The following is a 16,033-nucleotide window of genomic DNA, read 5'->3' as shown; positions in this document are numbered from 1 at the left end:
TCTACCTTTCTATGAACCTATAGTCTTCTTTACAATCCATGCTCTATACAAAAGCAAGAGGTGGAATTTTCTCTCCCACCTCCCTGTTTCTTATTACCAAACTGGTTGATCCAAACCGTCTGATGTTTCTTCGATAACTTTTTTCACTTCATCTGTATGGTAAGCTGCAACAACTTTCTTGATAGCATCAGCTTTTGGTGATGTTTCCCAATCTTTTTTCGCAACGATGATGTTGTACCATTGTTTTGAGTTTTCATCAGCTTGTTCTTTGAAAAGTGCTTTCTTGTAGTCCAATTTTGCTTCTGTAACGAAGGTATTGTTTACAACGGCAGCGTCAACTGATGACAATGAACGAGCTGTTTGGCTAGCGTCCAATTCAGTGATTTTCAAGTTCTTTGGATTTTCTTTGATGTTAGCAACTGTTGCAAGGGCAGTTCCAGAAACATCCAATTTAATCAAGCCAGCTGATTGAAGCAAGTAAAGCGCACGGCTTTCGTTTGTAGCATCGTTCGGTACAGCGATTTCTCCGTTTGCTGGGATGTCTTCTACTTTAGTGTACTTGTTGTCACTTCCATTCAAACCTGAGTAAAGGCGAATTGGAGAGATGTAAGTATCTGCAATCGCTACAAGGTCTTTCCCGTTTTCTTTGTTCCAGTTGTTCAAGAAGTTATAGTGTTGGAAAGCGTTCAAGTCTACTTCGCCATCAGCAGTTGCCTTGTTTGGTTGTGAGTAGTCTGTGAACTCTGTAAATTCCAAAGTGATACCGTCTTTTTTAACCAATTCTTGGATTTTGTCCCAACGTTTTTCTTCAGAACCGCTACGGTTAACAGTTGCGATTTTGATAGTTGTTGCATTGTCTGCTTTCTTTTCTGAGTTTCCGCAAGCTACAAGAGCCAAACCTGCGACTGTAGCAAGGGCTGCTACACCAAGCCATTTTTTGATTTTCATGATTCTTTCTCCTTAAAAATAATACCGTACTAGTATCTCACAATTTGTTTGATTTCACAAATTGTTATTATGTAGTCAGATATATAGTTTAAAACTATATCCCTAAAAACTGAGAAATCACCCATCTTATTCAGAATGGATGATTTCAAGAAATTATTTAATATCAGCTTCTGCTGGTAGATAAGTGTCTCCAAAGAATTGTTTAGACAACTTTTCAAGAGTTCCGTCTTTGTAGAGTTCTTGGATACGTTTGTCTACAAATGTTTTCAACTCATCTTGACCTTTAGCAAGAAGTGGGTAAACGTAAGGTTGTTGGTCGCTTGGAAGTTCAATGACTTTCAAGTTATCCAAGCCCTGGTTCTTGATGACTGTTTCAACACCGATTTTATCAAAAATCTTGTAGTCAAACTGGCCATCGCTCAAGCGTCCCATGATTTGTTGGAAGTCTGCTCTAGTGTAGTTAAGGACAGTTGGATTATCTGAGTGTTGTTTGTTGTAGTCTTCTAACTGTTTAGCAGATGTTGTCCCTTGAACAACTTCTGTTGATTTTCCACCGATATCATCAAGTGATTTGATGCTAGAGTCGTCCTTCTTCACTACAAGAACGTTAGGGTTTTTAGCTGTTGGAGCTGCATAAAGGTATTTTTCAGCACGTTCTTTGGTGTAGCTGATGTTGTTAACTGCCATTTGGTAACGGTCAGCATCAAGTCCTGCAAAGACTCCTGACCACTCTGTCTTCTCAAACTTGACATCATACTTGTCAGAGTCTTTAAAGATAGCGCGAACCACTTCAATTTCATAACCAGTCAATTCACCATTTTCTTCATAGTTGAATGGTTTTGGTGAAGCATTGGTTGCAACGATAATTTCTTTCTTGCTAGTTGCTTCTCCTTCTTTCTTAGCACCACCTGAGCAAGCTGCTAACACACCTGCAGCAACAAGAGCAAGGGCCGCAAGAGATGAGTATTTAACGATTTTTTTCATGTCATTTCCTCCAAAATAGAATACCTTATAATCTTAACAGAAAAAGAGCATTTACGCCATTATATGATATCTATCTCTGTGATAAATTTTCTTTATAGCTCATTTAAAAGACCAAACGCAAGACGGCAATCAAGACCACTCCAAAGAGAACTGTTCCGACAAGATTGCGGTAGCGAAAGGCTACCCAAGCTGTTGGAAAGACTGCTAAGAAGTCCAGCCATTTGATTTGAGGAAAGCTACCAACCTTACCTGTCACTACGCTTGAAAGAATCAAGGCAAAGATAATAGAAACAGGCAAGAACTTCAAAAAACGCTCAACGATCGCAGGCAAGCCCTTATACTTGACCAAGATGAAGGGAATCATACGGGGAATCCAAGTCACAAGACCAGAGAAAATAACTGCTAATAAAAGATACTTACTGACCATCTAAAACCACCCCCATTGTACAACCTAGCAAGGTCGCAAACAAAACAGCTAGCGACTGAGACACCACTGTTAAGAGTAAAAAGAAGGACACCGCAACAACTGCTAGGATAATGAGCAGATTGCGGACAGGAATCCGTCTTTGCATAATCTGGAATTGCGAAGCAAAAATTCCAATGAACATCCCAACCAGGGCAAAATCCAATCCAAAGATTTCTGGATTTGGAAGCAGACCACCCAGAGCCGTTCCGACAACTGTTCCCACAAACCAAGCCACATAGCTGTTGAGATTGTTCCCGTGCATCCACATAGGATTGACCTTGTCTGCATGGGCTAATTCGCCCATCAAGACGCCATAGGTCTCATCTGTCAAGATACTAGACATACCGATATTGTGCCAGAGACTGGTATGACGGAAATAGGTTGACGCATGCAAACTCAACAAAAAGAGACGCAAATTAATCAAAAAGACCGTCATAGCAATAGCTGCCACAGGTGCTTGAACCGCAATCAGTGCCAGCATGGCAAACTGGGCACTCCCAGCATAAACAAAGAGGCTCATCAAGCCCATCTCAACAGGTGTCACATAGGGCGCACCGATAATCCCACAGGCAAGGCCAATACTGACATAACCAAGAGCCGTTGGCATGGCTGCCTGCGCCCCCTCCCAAAATCCTTTTTCTTTCATCTTTCTCCTCATATTGTCTTAATAAATAGGCTGAAAAGGCTCCAGCCACAGCATGGACTATTATAACACATTCAGGAAAGAGAAAAAAGTCTGCTGATTGTAATCAGACAGACTCTATTTTATTCCATAGTATCAAAAGCAAGACTTGGTTTGGCATTGAGGTCCAAGCTTGCGAAGTTTTCTTTGTTCCACTCGCTGACGCTGGCATAGGCAATCATTCCTGCATTGTCTCCGCAAAGGCGCAGAGGAGGAATGATGACATTGACATCTGTAATTTCAGTTGCTAGGCGTTCTCTGAGACCTTTATTGGCTGCCACACCACCTGCCACGACAAGAGTTTTAACAGGGTATTTCTCCAAAGCCTTCTTAGTTTTGGCCATAAGAATATCCAGTACAGCTGCTTGGAAGGAAGCACACAAATCCTCTGTAGACAGACTTTCTCCCTTTTGCTCGGCATTGTGGTGAAGATTGATAAAGGCAGATTTCAAACCTGAGAATGAAAACTCTAGATTATCTTCCTTAATCATGGCACGGGGAAAATCATAAATATCCTGCCCCTGATGAGCTAGCTCATCAATCTCACGACCTGCAGGATAGGTCAAGCCCATGACACGGCCGACCTTATCATAGGCCTCACCAACCGCGTCATCTCGCGTTTCCCCAACAATCTTGTAGTCACCAGCCTCAGAAACATAAACCAACTCTGTGTGTCCACCGCTGACCAAGAGGGCTAGCAAGGGAAACTCCAAAGGCTCCACACTCTGAGCGGCCATGAGGTGACCAGACATGTGGTTAACAGGAATCAGCGGAAGTCCATGAGCCCAAGCAAAGGCCTTAGCAGCTGACAAACCGACTAGTAAGGCTCCGACCAAGCCCGGTCCATAGGTAACCGCCACAGCTGTCACGTCCTCTTCGGTAATCCTTGCTTCTGCTAATGCCTCCTCAATACAGGCTGTAATGACCTCGACATGGTGACGACTGGCTACTTCCGGCACTACGCCCCCAAAACGTTTGTGACTCTCAATTTGACTAGCAATGACATTGGACAAGAGCTCATCATCGTTTTTCAAGACGGCAACACTGGTCTCATCACAGGATGTCTCAAATGCTAAAATATATCTATCCTTCATCTATTTCTCTCTTCATGATGATGGCGTCCTCGACTGGATCATGGTAGTAGGCCTTTCGCTCAGCGATGACCGCCATCTTTTCTTTCTTGTAAAATGTTTGCGCTCGATGATTTGACTTTCTGACTTCTAGGAAAATCTCCTTATCTGTCGGCAATTGAGCAAACAAGGCTGAGGCAATCCCCTGACCCTGATAAGCTCCTTTGACAGCGATTTGCAGGACTTCTGCCTCAAAGATATTTTCCTGCACAGCTAGAAAGCCAATCACTTCTGCCCCATCATAAGCCAGAGCATACCAAGTCTGATCTTGGGACAGGTCTGCTTGAATTTGTTCCAGCGTCCAAGGACTAACTGAGTAAACATCCACCATGACAGCGTAGATGGCTTGAGCCAAGTCAGGTTGCTGTTGGATTCGTTTGATCTCTATCATAGGCGTTTAATGTAAGACTCGCCAGATTCGGTGTGATTCTTGAGCCAGTTTTCCTCAGCCTCGACTCGTTTGAGGTAATTCGGCACAAAATCATGCAAGGAGTCTGCTCCCTTGTCCCAGGCCCAGAGAGCTAGATTAGCTGCATTTGGCAAGGTTTCTTTGTAATTAGTCCTTGGCAAGTGTTCTTGAATCTGCTCAACAAAGGGGCCAACTTCTCCGACAAAGGTTACCTGACTAGCCCCCTTGATTAACTCAATCACTCGCTCAAAGGGCAGGTGTGCTTCTGGCATGACAGATTTAGCATTTTCATAAAATCCTGCGTAAACATTGTTGCGACGAGCATCCATCAAAGGGACGAACAAGCCTTCTTGTTGGTATGGCACCAGAGCCAAGAGGCTAGACATACCAACTAACTCGATGTTCAGAGTATGAGCCAGAGTTTTGGCAGTTGCCACCGCAATTCGCAAGCCTGTGTAGCTACCTGGCCCTTCTGCCACCACGATTCGGTCCAAGTCCTTGGGTGTCCAATCCAAACTTGCCATCAAAAAATCGATGGCAGGCATGAGGGTAATACTGTGATTTTTCTTAATATTAATCGTCGTCTCGGCAAGAACCTGCTTGTCCTCTAAAATAGCGAGAGAAAGAGCCTTGCTAGACGTATCAAAAGCTAATACTTTCATAACACATTCCTATCTTTTTGTCTGCTTACTATTATACTACAAAAGCTGGCACATGGGAATTTTCTTTGCCCCCAAACAAAAATGCCCCAGCATGAGCAGGGCATCTAAGCATTTAATCCAAAGTAAAATACAAACCAAACGACATAGGTTACGAGGAGGAGAAAAAGAGAGTAGAGAGTCACAAAGGTAATTTTCCACAAGAACTTGGTTTGTCGTCGTTCCAGTTTGGCAAATAGAAGATTCCCCGCATAAACGCAAGCAACAAAAACAATAAAAGCTACCAAACGAGCTCCGATAGCAAAAGCAAATAAGTTATACATAGGGCAACCTCCTTGACTTAAAATCTATCTGGAATTATGACAAACAATAAAACTCATTTCCATTATCAAAATAACATATTTTCTTTATTTTTGCAAACGATTACCAAAGAAATCGTCCTGTGACCTTCTCGTTTCCGTCTTTTACTAATTTTTCATTTTGTGGTATAATTGAAATAATTGTAACGAATCAAGGTCAATCTAGACACAAAATGGAATGAAATCAAGCAAATCTCTGCTAAAAGTTTGGAATAAGCTGACCTGTAAATAGAAAGGAACTATATGATTTACAAAGTTTTTTATCAAGAAACAAAAGAACGTAGCCCACGTCGTGAAACTACACGCGCACTTTACCTAGACATCGATGCCAACTCAGAACTTGAGGGCCGTATCGCTGCTCGCCAACTTGTCGAAGAAAATCGCCCAGAGTACAATATCGAGTATATCGAACTCTTGTCTGACAAATTGCTAGATTACGAAAAAGAAACTGGCGCCTTCGAAATTACGGAGTTCTAATATGGCCTACACTCTTAAACCTGAAGAAGTCGGCGTTTTTGCCATCGGTGGTCTGGGAGAAATCGGGAAAAACACATACGGGATTGAATACCAAGACGAGATTATCATCGTAGATGCTGGGATTAAATTCCCAGAAGATGACTTGCTTGGTATCGACTATGTCATTCCTGACTACTCTTACATCGTGGACAATATCGACCGCGTCAAGGCTGTTTTGATTACCCACGGACACGAGGACCACATCGGTGGGATTCCTTTCCTGCTCAAGCAGGCAAATGTCCCTATCTATGCTGGACCACTTGCCTTGGCTTTGATCCGTGGGAAACTCGAAGAACACGGCCTCTTGCGCAACGCCAAACTTTACGAAATCAACCACAACACTGAGTTGACCTTTAAAAATCTCAAGGCAACTTTCTTTAGAACGACTCACTCTATTCCAGAGCCTTTGGGGATTGTCATTCATACTCCTCAAGGAAAAATCGTTTGTACAGGTGACTTCAAGTTCGACTTTACTCCAGTTGGAGAACCTGCAGACTTGCACCGTATGGCTGCCCTTGGTGAAGAAGGCGTGCTCTGTCTCCTGTCTGACTCAACAAATGCGGAAGTACCAACCTTTACCAACTCTGAAAAAGTCGTTGGCCAGTCCATCATGAAGATTATCCAAGGCATCGAAGGACGTATCATCTTTGCATCCTTTGCCTCAAATATCTTCCGTCTCCAGCAAGCAACAGAAGCTGCTGTTAAGACTGGGCGCAAGATCGCTGTCTTTGGTCGTTCTATGGAAAAGGCCATTGTCAACGGAATCGAGCTCGGCTACATCAAAGCGCCTAAGGGAACCTTTATCGAGCCAAATGAAATCAAAGACTACCCTGCAGGCGAGATTCTTATCCTCTGTACAGGTAGTCAGGGTGAACCTATGGCGGCCCTCTCTCGTATCGCCAACGGAACCCACCGTCAGGTACAACTCCAACCAGGCGATACGGTTATCTTCTCTTCTAGTCCGATCCCTGGAAACACTACTAGCGTCAACAAGCTGATTAACATCATTTCTGAAGCTGGTGTCGAAGTTATCCACGGTAAGGTTAACAATATCCATACATCTGGACACGGTGGTCAGCAAGAGCAAAAACTCATGCTCCGCTTGATTAAGCCAAAATACTTCATGCCTGTCCACGGTGAATACCGCATGCAAAAAGTCCACGCTGGACTAGCGGTAGATACTGGTGTTGAGAAGGACAATATCTTTATCATGAGCAATGGTGATGTGCTTGCCCTTACTGCTGACTCAGCTCGTATTGCAGGCCATTTCAACGCCCAAGATATCTATGTAGATGGAAATCGTATCGGTGAAATCGGTGCTGCTGTCCTCAAGGATCGTCGTGATCTATCTGAAGACGGTGTCGTTCTGGCAGTCGCAACTGTTGACTTCAAATCGCAGATGATTTTGTCTGGCCCAGATATCCTTAGTCGAGGCTTTGTCTACATGAGAGAGTCGGGTGACTTGATTCGCCAAAGCCAACGTATCCTCTTCAATGCGATTCGTATCGCACTGAAAAACAAGGATGCTAGCGTTCAATCTGTCAATGGTGCCATTGTCAACGCTATTCGCCCCTTCCTCTATGAAAATACAGAACGTGAACCGATTATCATCCCAATGATCCTCACACCAGATGAAGAATAAATTATAAAACAGCCCCGTCCTCGGAGCTGTTTTTCTCTATGCTTTCTTTTCTTGATTTTTAGAAATACTACGATTTTTACCTTCCAGATACACCATCAAAATAGAAATATCTGCTGGGTTTACTCCCGAAATACGGCTGGCTTGGCCGATGGTTTCTGGATTGATAAGTTTGAACTTCTGACGGGCTTCTGTTGCGATAGAATCAATGTCATCCCAGTCGATATTGGCTGGAATGCGTTTTTCTTCCATACGTTTCATCTTAGCAACCTGATCCATGGCTTTAGAAATATAGCCTTCGTACTTGATTTCTGTTTCAATCAATTCGATAATCTTGTCATCCAAGTCCTCTGCAGCTGGTCCGATGAAAGCCACCACATCTTGATAAGAAACTTCTGGACGACGAAGGAATTCCTTGGCTGTCACTGCATCGGTCAACGGCTTGAAGCCCATCTCCTCAACCTTGGCATTGGTTTCCTTTACTGGCTTGAGTTTGATGCTGTCTAGGCGCTTCATCTCATTGTCAAATTGATTTTTCTTGATTTCAAAACGAGCCCAGCGTTCATCGTCAACAAGGCCAATCTCGCGTCCCATCTCTGTCAAACGCATATCGGCATTATCATGGCGGAGAATGAGACGGTATTCAGCACGACTGGTCAATAGACGGTAGGGTTCAATGGTTCCCTTGGTCACCAAATCGTCAATCATCACCCCGATATAACCGTCACTGCGCTTCAAAATCAATTCAGGCTTGCCTTGGATTTTCAAAGCCGCATTGATACCCGCGATAATCCCTTGGCCAGCAGCCTCTTCGTAACCTGACGTTCCATTGGTCTGACCAGCAGTGAAAAGTCCGGAGATTTTCTTGGTTTCCAGAGTCGCACGTAACTGGTGCGGCAAGACCATGTCATACTCAATGGCATAACCTGTTCGCATCATCTCTGCATTTTCCAAACCTTTGATAGAATGAACCAGCTCACGCTGTACATCCTCTGGCAGACTGGTTGATAGGCCTTGAACATAGACTTCCTCTGTATTGCGACCTTCTGGCTCAAGGAAGAGTTGGTGGCGTTCCTTGTCCGCAAAGCGCACAATCTTGTCCTCAATTGACGGACAGTAACGAGGCCCTACTCCCTTGACCACACCTGTAAACATAGGCGCACGGTGGAGGTTGTTTTGGATAATCTCATGACTGGTACCATTGGTATAGGTCAACCAGCATGGCACTTGATCTTTGACATAGTCCTCATCACGCGAGGTATAAGAGAAGTGGTTTGGTGCTTCATCTCCTGGCTGAATCTCTGTCACATCGTAGTTGATAGAGGAAGCCTTGACACGTGGAGGGGTTCCTGTCTTGAAACGACCGATTTCGAGGCCCAGTTCCTTGAGATTGTCAGCAAGGTTAATAGAAGCTAGGCTGTGGTTAGGTCCTGATGAGTACTTGAGATCTCCGATGATGATTTCCCCACGAAGAGCAGTCCCTGTCGTCACAATAACAGCCTTGGCAGCATATTCTTGATGGGTCGCTGTACGCACACCGACAACCTTGCCGTCTTCCACCAAAATCTCATCAATCATAGTCTGACGAAGGGTCAGATTTTCTTGATTTTCAACCGTCTTGCGCATTTCCTTGGAGTAAAGCTCCTTGTCAGCCTGCGCACGAAGGGCACGAACGGCAGGACCTTTCCCAGTGTTGAGCATCTTCATCTGGATGTAAGTCTTGTCAATGGTTTTGGCCATCTCGCCACCGAGGGCATCAACTTCACGCACGACAATCCCTTTGGCAGAACCACCGATAGAGGGGTTACAAGGCATGAAAGCCAGCATTTCAATGTTGATAGTCGCAAGCAAGACCTTACAGCCCATACGGCTAGCGGCCAAGGAAGCCTCGACCCCAGCGTGTCCTGCACCGATTACAATAATATCGTATTCTTCAGTAAAATTATATGTCATGTTTCTCTCCTATTCCTCAAGATGAATGTGTCGCAGTTGGCCGTCCCAAACTGGTAGGGCTGTTTTTAAAAAGGCTGGGACTAGTTGGAAATCCTGAAGCTGGTCCAAGTCAATCCACTCACAGGGTTGCCTTTTCTCATCTTCCTGCATGGTCAATGGGGCATCTTCAAGCAAATCCACCAGATAATGAAACTCGATATTGTGATAGGAAACACCGTCCTGTTCAAAACAATTTTCAACCACAAAAGCTAGCTGCCCAGCTTGAGCTTTAACACCCAGTTCTTCCCTCACTTCACGAACTACTGCGTCTTCCGTGCTTTCATTGACTTGAATCGCACCGCCAATTGTGTAATACTTGCCCTTTTCTTTGGTGACTAGAAGCTTACGATTTTGGACAATCAAAGCTGTCCCCCGAACACCAAAAACCGTATTTCCAACTTTGGTCCGAAAGTCTTGCTGAGTCATTCTTGTCCTTTCCCTTAAACGACATAAAAACAGTCAAAACTCCAAAGAAGTGCAGGACAAAAAAGCCTGCAACATCCATGAGCTTTGACCATCATTTCTATTGCTTTTATTATTGTAGCAAATTGAGAAAATTTGTCAATCTAAATGTACTGACAAACTTGTCCGTCACGGTAAGCATTGTCAATCAAACCACCACCGAGACACTCATCTCCATCGTAAAAGACAACTGCCTGTCCTGGTGTAATCGCGCGTTGCGGTTCTGCAAAGATAACCTCTGCCTTGTTTCCTTTGACATGGACAGTCACCTTAGAATCAGGCTGACGGTAGCGGAATTTAGCCGTACATTCTAGCGTAAATTCCTCGGGCATGTCACGAGTAAAGTGGACTTGGCTAGCCTCTAGACTGGTTGACATGAGCGAATCATGATAGAAGCCTTGGCCGACATAGAGGATATTCTTGCTCAGGTCTTTTCCGACAACAAACCACGGCGCGTTGTCACCACCGTGTTGGCCACCGATACCGAGACCACCACGCTGACCAATCGTATAGTACATAAGACCTGCATGCTCGCCCATATCGCGACCATCTACAGTCATCATGCAACCAGGCTGAGCTGGCAGGTAGTTGCTGAGAAAGTTCTTAAAGTTCTTTTCTCCGATAAAGCAAATCCCTGTCGAGTCTTTCTTCTTGGCAGTCGCAAGGCCTGCTTCTTCTGCTAGTCTGCGAACTTCAGACTTTTCCAAATGTCCTAGTGGGAACATGGTTTTTTGAAGTTGTTCTTGCGAAAGTTGGCTGAGGAAATAGGTCTGATCCTTGCCATTGTCCACACCGCGAAGCATGTGAACAGTGCCATCCTCATCACGCGCCACTCGGGCATAATGCCCAGTCGCTACATAGTCTGCCCCCAAGGTCATGGCATAGTCCAAAAAGGCCTTGAACTTGATTTCCTTGTTGCACATAACATCTGGATTTGGCGTGCGTCCTGCACGGTATTCCGCTAGGAAATACTCGAAAACGCGGTCCCAGTACTCTTTTTCAAAATTGACAGAGTAGTAGGGAATGCCGATCTGGTCTGCCACCGCAGCCACATCCTTGTAATCTTCGGTCGCCGTACAGACGCCGTTTTCATCTGTGTCGTCCCAGTTCTTCATGAAGATACCGATCACATCGTAGCCCTGCTCCTTGAGAAGAAGAGCCGTCACCGACGAATCGACACCACCACTCATCCCCACAACAACACGTGTTTTAGAGTTATCACTCATGGTAAGTCTCCCATCTATTCGTTTATTCACGATTGAAGGTCGTGTGTGCTTTAACGATTGAAGGTCGCTTGAGCAGTATTCATTATAACACGCTTGGTTGGAGAAGACAAGAAAGAGGCTGATAATCTGACATTCTATTTAATAGAAACAGAAATATAATTACAAAAAGGGCAATGAACAGTTAAATCTCGATTCTATTTATAAACTTATTTATAAAATAAGCTAAAAATGATATACTGTAATGAGGAGGAAATCGTACATGATCCCTTTAAGATACTACCATCCATGTACGTAGTACGATTGTGAAAAACTACAAAGATATTCTAACATCAAAAAATACTATTTTTACTATCATTATTGTTGTAGGTCTTGGACTTTTAATAGGTTTAGTCATTCATCAAGAACATATCCAAGCAGATAGAGGGAACATCGCTCTCAGCAAACAACATAAGAATGGACAAGATGTCGAACAAGTAAAAAATGCCATTAAAGACTTCAATATTGATTCTGAAACGATTATAGAGGATTGGAAAAAAATTCAAGAATTAAAGCCGACCACTGACGAAGGCAAAAAGACATTAGCAGATTTTCTTACTTCTACGGCCGATAAAATCACTAATCATTATACTGAAAAAGCTTTAAAATTGGATATAAAGGAATCCGATAACCAATTCGAAGATAAACAAACACTTGAAACAGCCATCACTTCCTTACAAAAAATACTAGAAATTATTAAAAGTGTCAATTCCACAAGCGAACAAGCCACTATTGATGAAAAAATAAAACCCATTCAAGAACTGATTTCTAAATTCCAAAAGCAAGTTGAAGTCTTGACCAAAAAAGAAGAAGAACAAAAGTCTAATAAAAAAGAAACAGAAACGACTAGTAACGTTGAGGGAAGAGAAAGCTATTCTTCAGAAGGAGGTAGCTACACTCCAAACTATACTGAGTCAAATAGGAACAGATATAATTCACAAGCACCTGCAAGCGAGCAATATTCATCTGATGGTGCTAGAAGTGGGGGAAACACTGCTACCAATACACGAGATCAAGCTACTGATACTGCAGGAACCCAAGGAGATACGAATACCAATAGTAATAATGCTGAAGTTCGCGATACCAACAGTAATAATCGCACTAATTCAGCTGGAGAAACTCCAGAATCCCGTCAGCCGTAAGCAATCTGTCATTACTACTATTTAAAAATTGTCTTTTGTCAAATAAAAGCACACAAAAAGAGCCATCAAAGGCTCTTTTTCTATTTCTTAATACCAGCCGTTGTTAAGCCAGAAGTTTTTAGCAGCAGTCCATGAACCGTAACGTCCTGCAACATAGGCATCTGCCACACGTTCTTGGTTAGCAGCTGAGTAGTCACCATTCAAGTATGAATCTGTCAATTGGTAACGTCCGATATATTGGCCGTTTGTAGCTGTGTAGCTACCACCTGATTCTTTTTGAGCAATCCATTCTTTAGCTTCTGCTTCAGATCCGCTTACAGTTGCAGCTGGTGCTGAAGTTTCTGCTGTAGTAACAGTTTCTTCTGCTGCAGGTGCGCTTGCCACTGGAGCTGCTTCTTCTGCTACTTCTGTAGTTTCTGCTGCTGGAGCTGAAACAGTTTCATCTTGAGCAGCTGGTGCTGCATAAGTAGTTGGCGCTGGTGTTGCAGCAGGCGCTACAGGGCCATCGATAACCAACTCTTGACCAACATAAATCATATGGATGTTGTCAATGTGGTTGTTTTCTGCCAATTTCTCAACAGTTGTGTTGTGAGTTTCAGCGATTTCTGAAAGTGTATCACCTTCTTTAACAGTGTAAGTTGATGATTCTTGGGCAGATACAAATGATGGAGCAAATACTGTAAACAAGGCAGCTACTCCTGCAAGAGTTGTTTTAATCTTTTTAGTTGTTGATTTCATATTCGAAAATTCTCCTTCTTTCTATAGTTCTATCATACCCTTTAAATATTACTGTTTCTTAACACTTTTATGTAGAAATATTACAAAATTATTTTTTATTTCCCTAAACAAGCTATTTTTTGTTACAAAAGATGCTTTTTTATGCTATTTGTAGTGTAAAAAGGTTTCCATCCACAATTAAAGTCAAGACCCTCATTCTTTGATATAATAGAGATAAGAATTTTTATAAGGGGAAACTGATGAAATCACTTCGTTTTCAATCTGTCTTTGATATCATCGGACCAGTTATGATTGGCCCATCTAGTAGCCATACCGCTGGTGCTGTTCGTATTGGGAAGATTGTCTCTTCCATTTTTGATGATACTCCGACAGAAGTCGAATTCCAACTATTTAACTCATTTGCCAAGACCTATCGTGGTCACGGAACAGACCTAGCCCTTGTTGCTGGTATTTTGGGCATGGATACAGATGATCCTGAAATTCCAAATAGTCTGGAAATTGCCCACAAGCGTGGCATCAAGATTGTCTGGACCATTCAGAAAGACAGCAATGCCCCGCACCCTAATACCACTAAAATTACCGTTAAAAATGCCCACAAGACCATCAGCGTGACTGGTATTTCTATCGGTGGCGGGAATATTCAGGTAACGGAACTCAATGGCTTTGCTGTCTCTCTCAATATGAATACACCGACTATCATCATTGTTCATCAAGATATTCCAGGTATGATTGCCCTCGTAACAGAGGCTCTTTCACGCTATGGTATCAATATCGCCCAGATGAATGTTACTCGTGAAAAAGCTGGTGAAAAAGCTATTATGATTATCGAAGTTGACAGTCGCAACTGTGATGAGGCCATCGAAGAAATTCGAAAAATCCCTCATCTCCACAATGTCAATTTCTTTAAATAGGAGGAAGCATGTTTTATTCTATCAAAGAATTGGTCGAGCAAGCAGATCTGGACTTTCAAGGAAATGTCGCAGAACTCATGATTACAACAGAGTTTGAATTGACCGGTCGCGAACGTGAAGAAGTCCTCCTTCTCATGGAACGCAATCTGGAAGTCATGAAAGCCTCTGTCCAACTTGGCCTCAATGAAAATAAATCTCGTAGTGGCCTGACAGGTGGAGATGCTGCCAAATTAGATTACTACATCAAAAACGGAAAAACTCTGTCAGATTACACGATTCTCTCTGCTGCCCGAAATGCTATTGCAGTCAATGAGCACAATGCCAAAATGGGCTTGGTCTGTGCTACTCCGACCGCAGGAAGTGCTGGCTGTCTGCCTTCCGTTCTCACTGCTGCTATTGAAAAATTAGACCTCAACCACGAGCAACAGCTGAATTTCCTCTTTGCTGCCGGTGCCTTTGGACTAGTCATCGCAAACAATGCCTCTATCTCAGGTGCTGAGGGCGGTTGCCAGGCCGAAGTCGGTTCTGCCTCTGCTATGAGTGCTGCAGCCTTGACTCTAGCTGCCGGTGGAACACCTTATCAGGCCAGTCAGGCCATTGCCTTTGTCATTAAAAATATGCTAGGCCTCATCTGTGACCCTGTTGCCGGCTTGGTCGAAGTTCCCTGTGTCAAACGCAATGCCATGGGAGCTAGCTTTGCCTTCATCGCAGCAGACATGGCTTTGGCAGGTATCGAATCTAAAATCCCTGTGGATGAGGTTATCGATGCCATGTACCAAGTAGGAGCAAGCATGCCAACTGCCTTTCGTGAAACAGCTGAAGGTGGACTCGCTGCCACCCCTACTGGTCGTCGCCTCCAAAAAGAAATTTTCGGAGAATAAGCTTATCAAATAGGAGAAACCATGACCTCTATCACAGCTATCTTTTTCGATCTGGATGGAACCCTCGTTGACAGTTCTATCGGGATTCACAATGCCTTTACTCATACATTTAAGGAGCTGGGGGTGCCTAGCCCTGATGCCAAAACTATTCGTGGTTTTATGGGGCCGCCTCTCGAAAGTAGTTTTGCGACCTGCCTTCCCAAAGAACTAATCTCTGAAGCCGTACAGATATACCGTTCTTACTACAAAGTAAAAGGCATCCATGAAGCTCAACTCTTTCCTCAGATTCTAGACTTGCTTGAGAAGTTATCGAGCAATTACCCTCTTTATATCACCACTACAAAGAATACCCCTACCGCTCAAGACATGACTAAAAACTTGGGGATCCATCAGTTCTTTGATGTCATTTATGGTTCCAGCCCTGAAGCACCCCATAAGGCAGATGTCATTCGCCAAGCCTTGCAGACACATCAACTAGCACCGAAACAAGCCATCATCATCGGCGATACCAAGTTTGATATGCTGGGAGCCCAAGAAACAGGCATTCAGAAATTGGCCGTCACTTGGGGATTTGGAGAGCAAGCAGATCTACTAAACTATCAGCCTGATTATATCGCTCACAAACCCATAGAAGTTTTGGAGTATTTTCAATAACATAGACTGGGTGACAACTCTATTTCAGAAGAAAATGGAGTAATACTCAATGAAAATCAAAGAGCAAACTAGGAAAGTAGCCGCAGGCTGCTCAAAACACTGTTTTGAGGTTGTAGATGGAACTGACGTAGTCAGGAACATATTTCTACGGCAAGGCGACGTTGACGTGGTTTGAAGAGATTTTTGAAGAGTATAAGTC

Annotated in this window: 18 protein-coding genes; 6 read left to right on the top strand and 12 right to left on the bottom strand. The window is 43.5% G+C overall.

Annotated features, from left to right (window positions below):
• Positions 1–93: 93 nt before the first annotated feature.
• The 8 genes from LG372_RS03805 to LG372_RS03770 all read right to left on the bottom strand — a co-directional run bounded on the left by LG372_RS03805 (position 94) and on the right by LG372_RS03770 (position 5,601).
• A complete protein-coding gene (locus LG372_RS03805) occupies positions 94–948 on the bottom strand; it encodes a MetQ/NlpA family ABC transporter substrate-binding protein (RefSeq protein WP_033678572.1) in 855 nt (284 codons plus the stop codon).
• 153 nt (positions 949–1,101) lie between these two features.
• Positions 1,102–1,932: an amino acid ABC transporter substrate-binding protein gene (locus LG372_RS03800; RefSeq protein ID WP_125386322.1), complete on the bottom strand. Its 831-nt coding sequence runs from the start codon at positions 1,930–1,932 to the stop codon at positions 1,102–1,104.
• A 103-nt stretch (positions 1,933–2,035) separates the two neighbouring features.
• Positions 2,036–2,359, bottom strand: a complete 324-nt coding sequence (locus tag LG372_RS03795) for an AzlD domain-containing protein (protein WP_004263021.1) — start codon at positions 2,357–2,359, stop codon at positions 2,036–2,038.
• Positions 2,349–3,044, bottom strand: coding sequence for an AzlC family ABC transporter permease (locus LG372_RS03790; protein ID WP_078135725.1), 696 nt, complete (start codon positions 3,042–3,044; stop codon positions 2,349–2,351). Before LG372_RS03790 ends, LG372_RS03795 begins: the two co-directional genes overlap by 11 nt.
• A 119-nt stretch (positions 3,045–3,163) precedes the next feature.
• On the bottom strand, positions 3,164–4,174 hold the full coding sequence (tsaD, locus tag LG372_RS03785; RefSeq protein WP_225742173.1) for a tRNA (adenosine(37)-N6)-threonylcarbamoyltransferase complex transferase subunit TsaD: 1,011 nt from the start codon (positions 4,172–4,174) through the stop codon (positions 3,164–3,166).
• A complete protein-coding gene (gene rimI, locus LG372_RS03780) occupies positions 4,164–4,601 on the bottom strand; it encodes a ribosomal protein S18-alanine N-acetyltransferase (RefSeq protein ID WP_225742172.1) in 438 nt (145 codons plus the stop codon). Before rimI ends, tsaD begins: the two co-directional genes overlap by 11 nt.
• Positions 4,598–5,281: a tRNA (adenosine(37)-N6)-threonylcarbamoyltransferase complex dimerization subunit type 1 TsaB gene (tsaB, locus tag LG372_RS03775; protein ID WP_225742171.1), complete on the bottom strand. Its 684-nt coding sequence runs from the start codon at positions 5,279–5,281 to the stop codon at positions 4,598–4,600. Before tsaB ends, rimI begins: the two co-directional genes overlap by 4 nt.
• A 104-nt stretch (positions 5,282–5,385) precedes the next feature.
• The gene (locus LG372_RS03770) at positions 5,386–5,601 is read right to left on the bottom strand and encodes a hypothetical protein (RefSeq protein WP_000282478.1); all 216 of its coding nucleotides are present in this window, start codon (positions 5,599–5,601) and stop codon (positions 5,386–5,388) included.
• A 279-nt stretch (positions 5,602–5,880) separates the two neighbouring features.
• Between LG372_RS03770 and LG372_RS03765 the strand changes: the two genes are divergently transcribed.
• Both LG372_RS03765 and rnjA read left to right on the top strand, forming a co-directional pair.
• Entirely contained in the window at positions 5,881–6,114 is a 234-nt protein-coding gene (locus tag LG372_RS03765; RefSeq protein WP_000639571.1) for a DNA-dependent RNA polymerase subunit epsilon, read from the top strand.
• A 1-nt stretch (position 6,115) separates the two neighbouring features.
• Positions 6,116–7,795, top strand: a complete 1,680-nt coding sequence (rnjA, locus tag LG372_RS03760; RefSeq protein WP_004263010.1) for a ribonuclease J1 — start codon at positions 6,116–6,118, stop codon at positions 7,793–7,795.
• Positions 7,796–7,831: 36 nt separating this feature from the next.
• On the opposite strand, the gene mnmG is transcribed toward rnjA, so the two are convergent.
• From mnmG to mnmA, 3 genes are all read right to left on the bottom strand, one after another.
• Positions 7,832–9,745 carry a tRNA uridine-5-carboxymethylaminomethyl(34) synthesis enzyme MnmG gene (gene mnmG / locus LG372_RS03755; RefSeq protein WP_000221914.1) on the bottom strand — a complete coding sequence of 638 codons (1,914 nt, stop codon included), beginning with the start codon at positions 9,743–9,745 and terminating at the stop codon, positions 7,832–7,834.
• 9 nt (positions 9,746–9,754) lie between these two features.
• A complete protein-coding gene (locus LG372_RS03750; protein ID WP_225742170.1) occupies positions 9,755–10,210 on the bottom strand; it encodes an NUDIX hydrolase in 456 nt (151 codons plus the stop codon).
• A gap of 140 nt (positions 10,211–10,350) precedes the next feature.
• Complete coding sequence (mnmA, locus tag LG372_RS03745) at positions 10,351–11,472, bottom strand: tRNA 2-thiouridine(34) synthase MnmA (protein WP_225742169.1); 1,122 nt, start codon at positions 11,470–11,472, stop codon at positions 10,351–10,353.
• Positions 11,473–11,774: 302 nt separating this feature from the next.
• On the opposite strand from mnmA, the gene LG372_RS03740 reads away from it, so the two are divergent.
• Positions 11,775–12,650, top strand: a complete 876-nt coding sequence (locus LG372_RS03740; RefSeq protein ID WP_225742168.1) for a hypothetical protein — start codon at positions 11,775–11,777, stop codon at positions 12,648–12,650.
• Between the two features lie 87 nt (positions 12,651–12,737).
• Here LG372_RS03740 and LG372_RS03735 read toward each other — a convergent pair whose 3' ends face one another.
• On the bottom strand, positions 12,738–13,388 hold the full coding sequence (locus LG372_RS03735; RefSeq protein ID WP_225742167.1) for a LysM peptidoglycan-binding domain-containing protein: 651 nt from the start codon (positions 13,386–13,388) through the stop codon (positions 12,738–12,740).
• A gap of 239 nt (positions 13,389–13,627) precedes the next feature.
• Between LG372_RS03735 and sdaAB the strand changes: the two genes are divergently transcribed.
• From sdaAB to LG372_RS03720, 3 genes are read left to right on the top strand one after another with little or no spacing between them, the layout of a single operon-like run.
• Positions 13,628–14,299 (top strand): L-serine ammonia-lyase, iron-sulfur-dependent subunit beta, encoded by a 672-nt coding sequence (sdaAB, locus tag LG372_RS03730; RefSeq protein WP_000838912.1) that lies wholly within the window; start codon positions 13,628–13,630, stop codon positions 14,297–14,299.
• 8 nt (positions 14,300–14,307) lie between these two features.
• On the top strand, positions 14,308–15,180 hold the full coding sequence (gene sdaAA, locus LG372_RS03725; RefSeq protein WP_225742166.1) for an L-serine ammonia-lyase, iron-sulfur-dependent, subunit alpha: 873 nt from the start codon (positions 14,308–14,310) through the stop codon (positions 15,178–15,180).
• A 21-nt stretch (positions 15,181–15,201) separates the two neighbouring features.
• Positions 15,202–15,834, top strand: a complete 633-nt coding sequence (locus LG372_RS03720; protein ID WP_049487362.1) for an HAD family hydrolase — start codon at positions 15,202–15,204, stop codon at positions 15,832–15,834.
• The last annotated feature ends 199 nt before the right edge of the window (positions 15,835–16,033 follow it).

Source organism: Streptococcus sp. Marseille-Q5112, assembly GCF_916700555.1.
Taxonomy (GTDB): Bacteria; Bacillota; Bacilli; order Lactobacillales; family Streptococcaceae; genus Streptococcus; species Streptococcus symci.
Note: the sequence above shows the minus strand (reverse complement) of the source record. Positions and strands in the feature narration are given on the sequence as shown.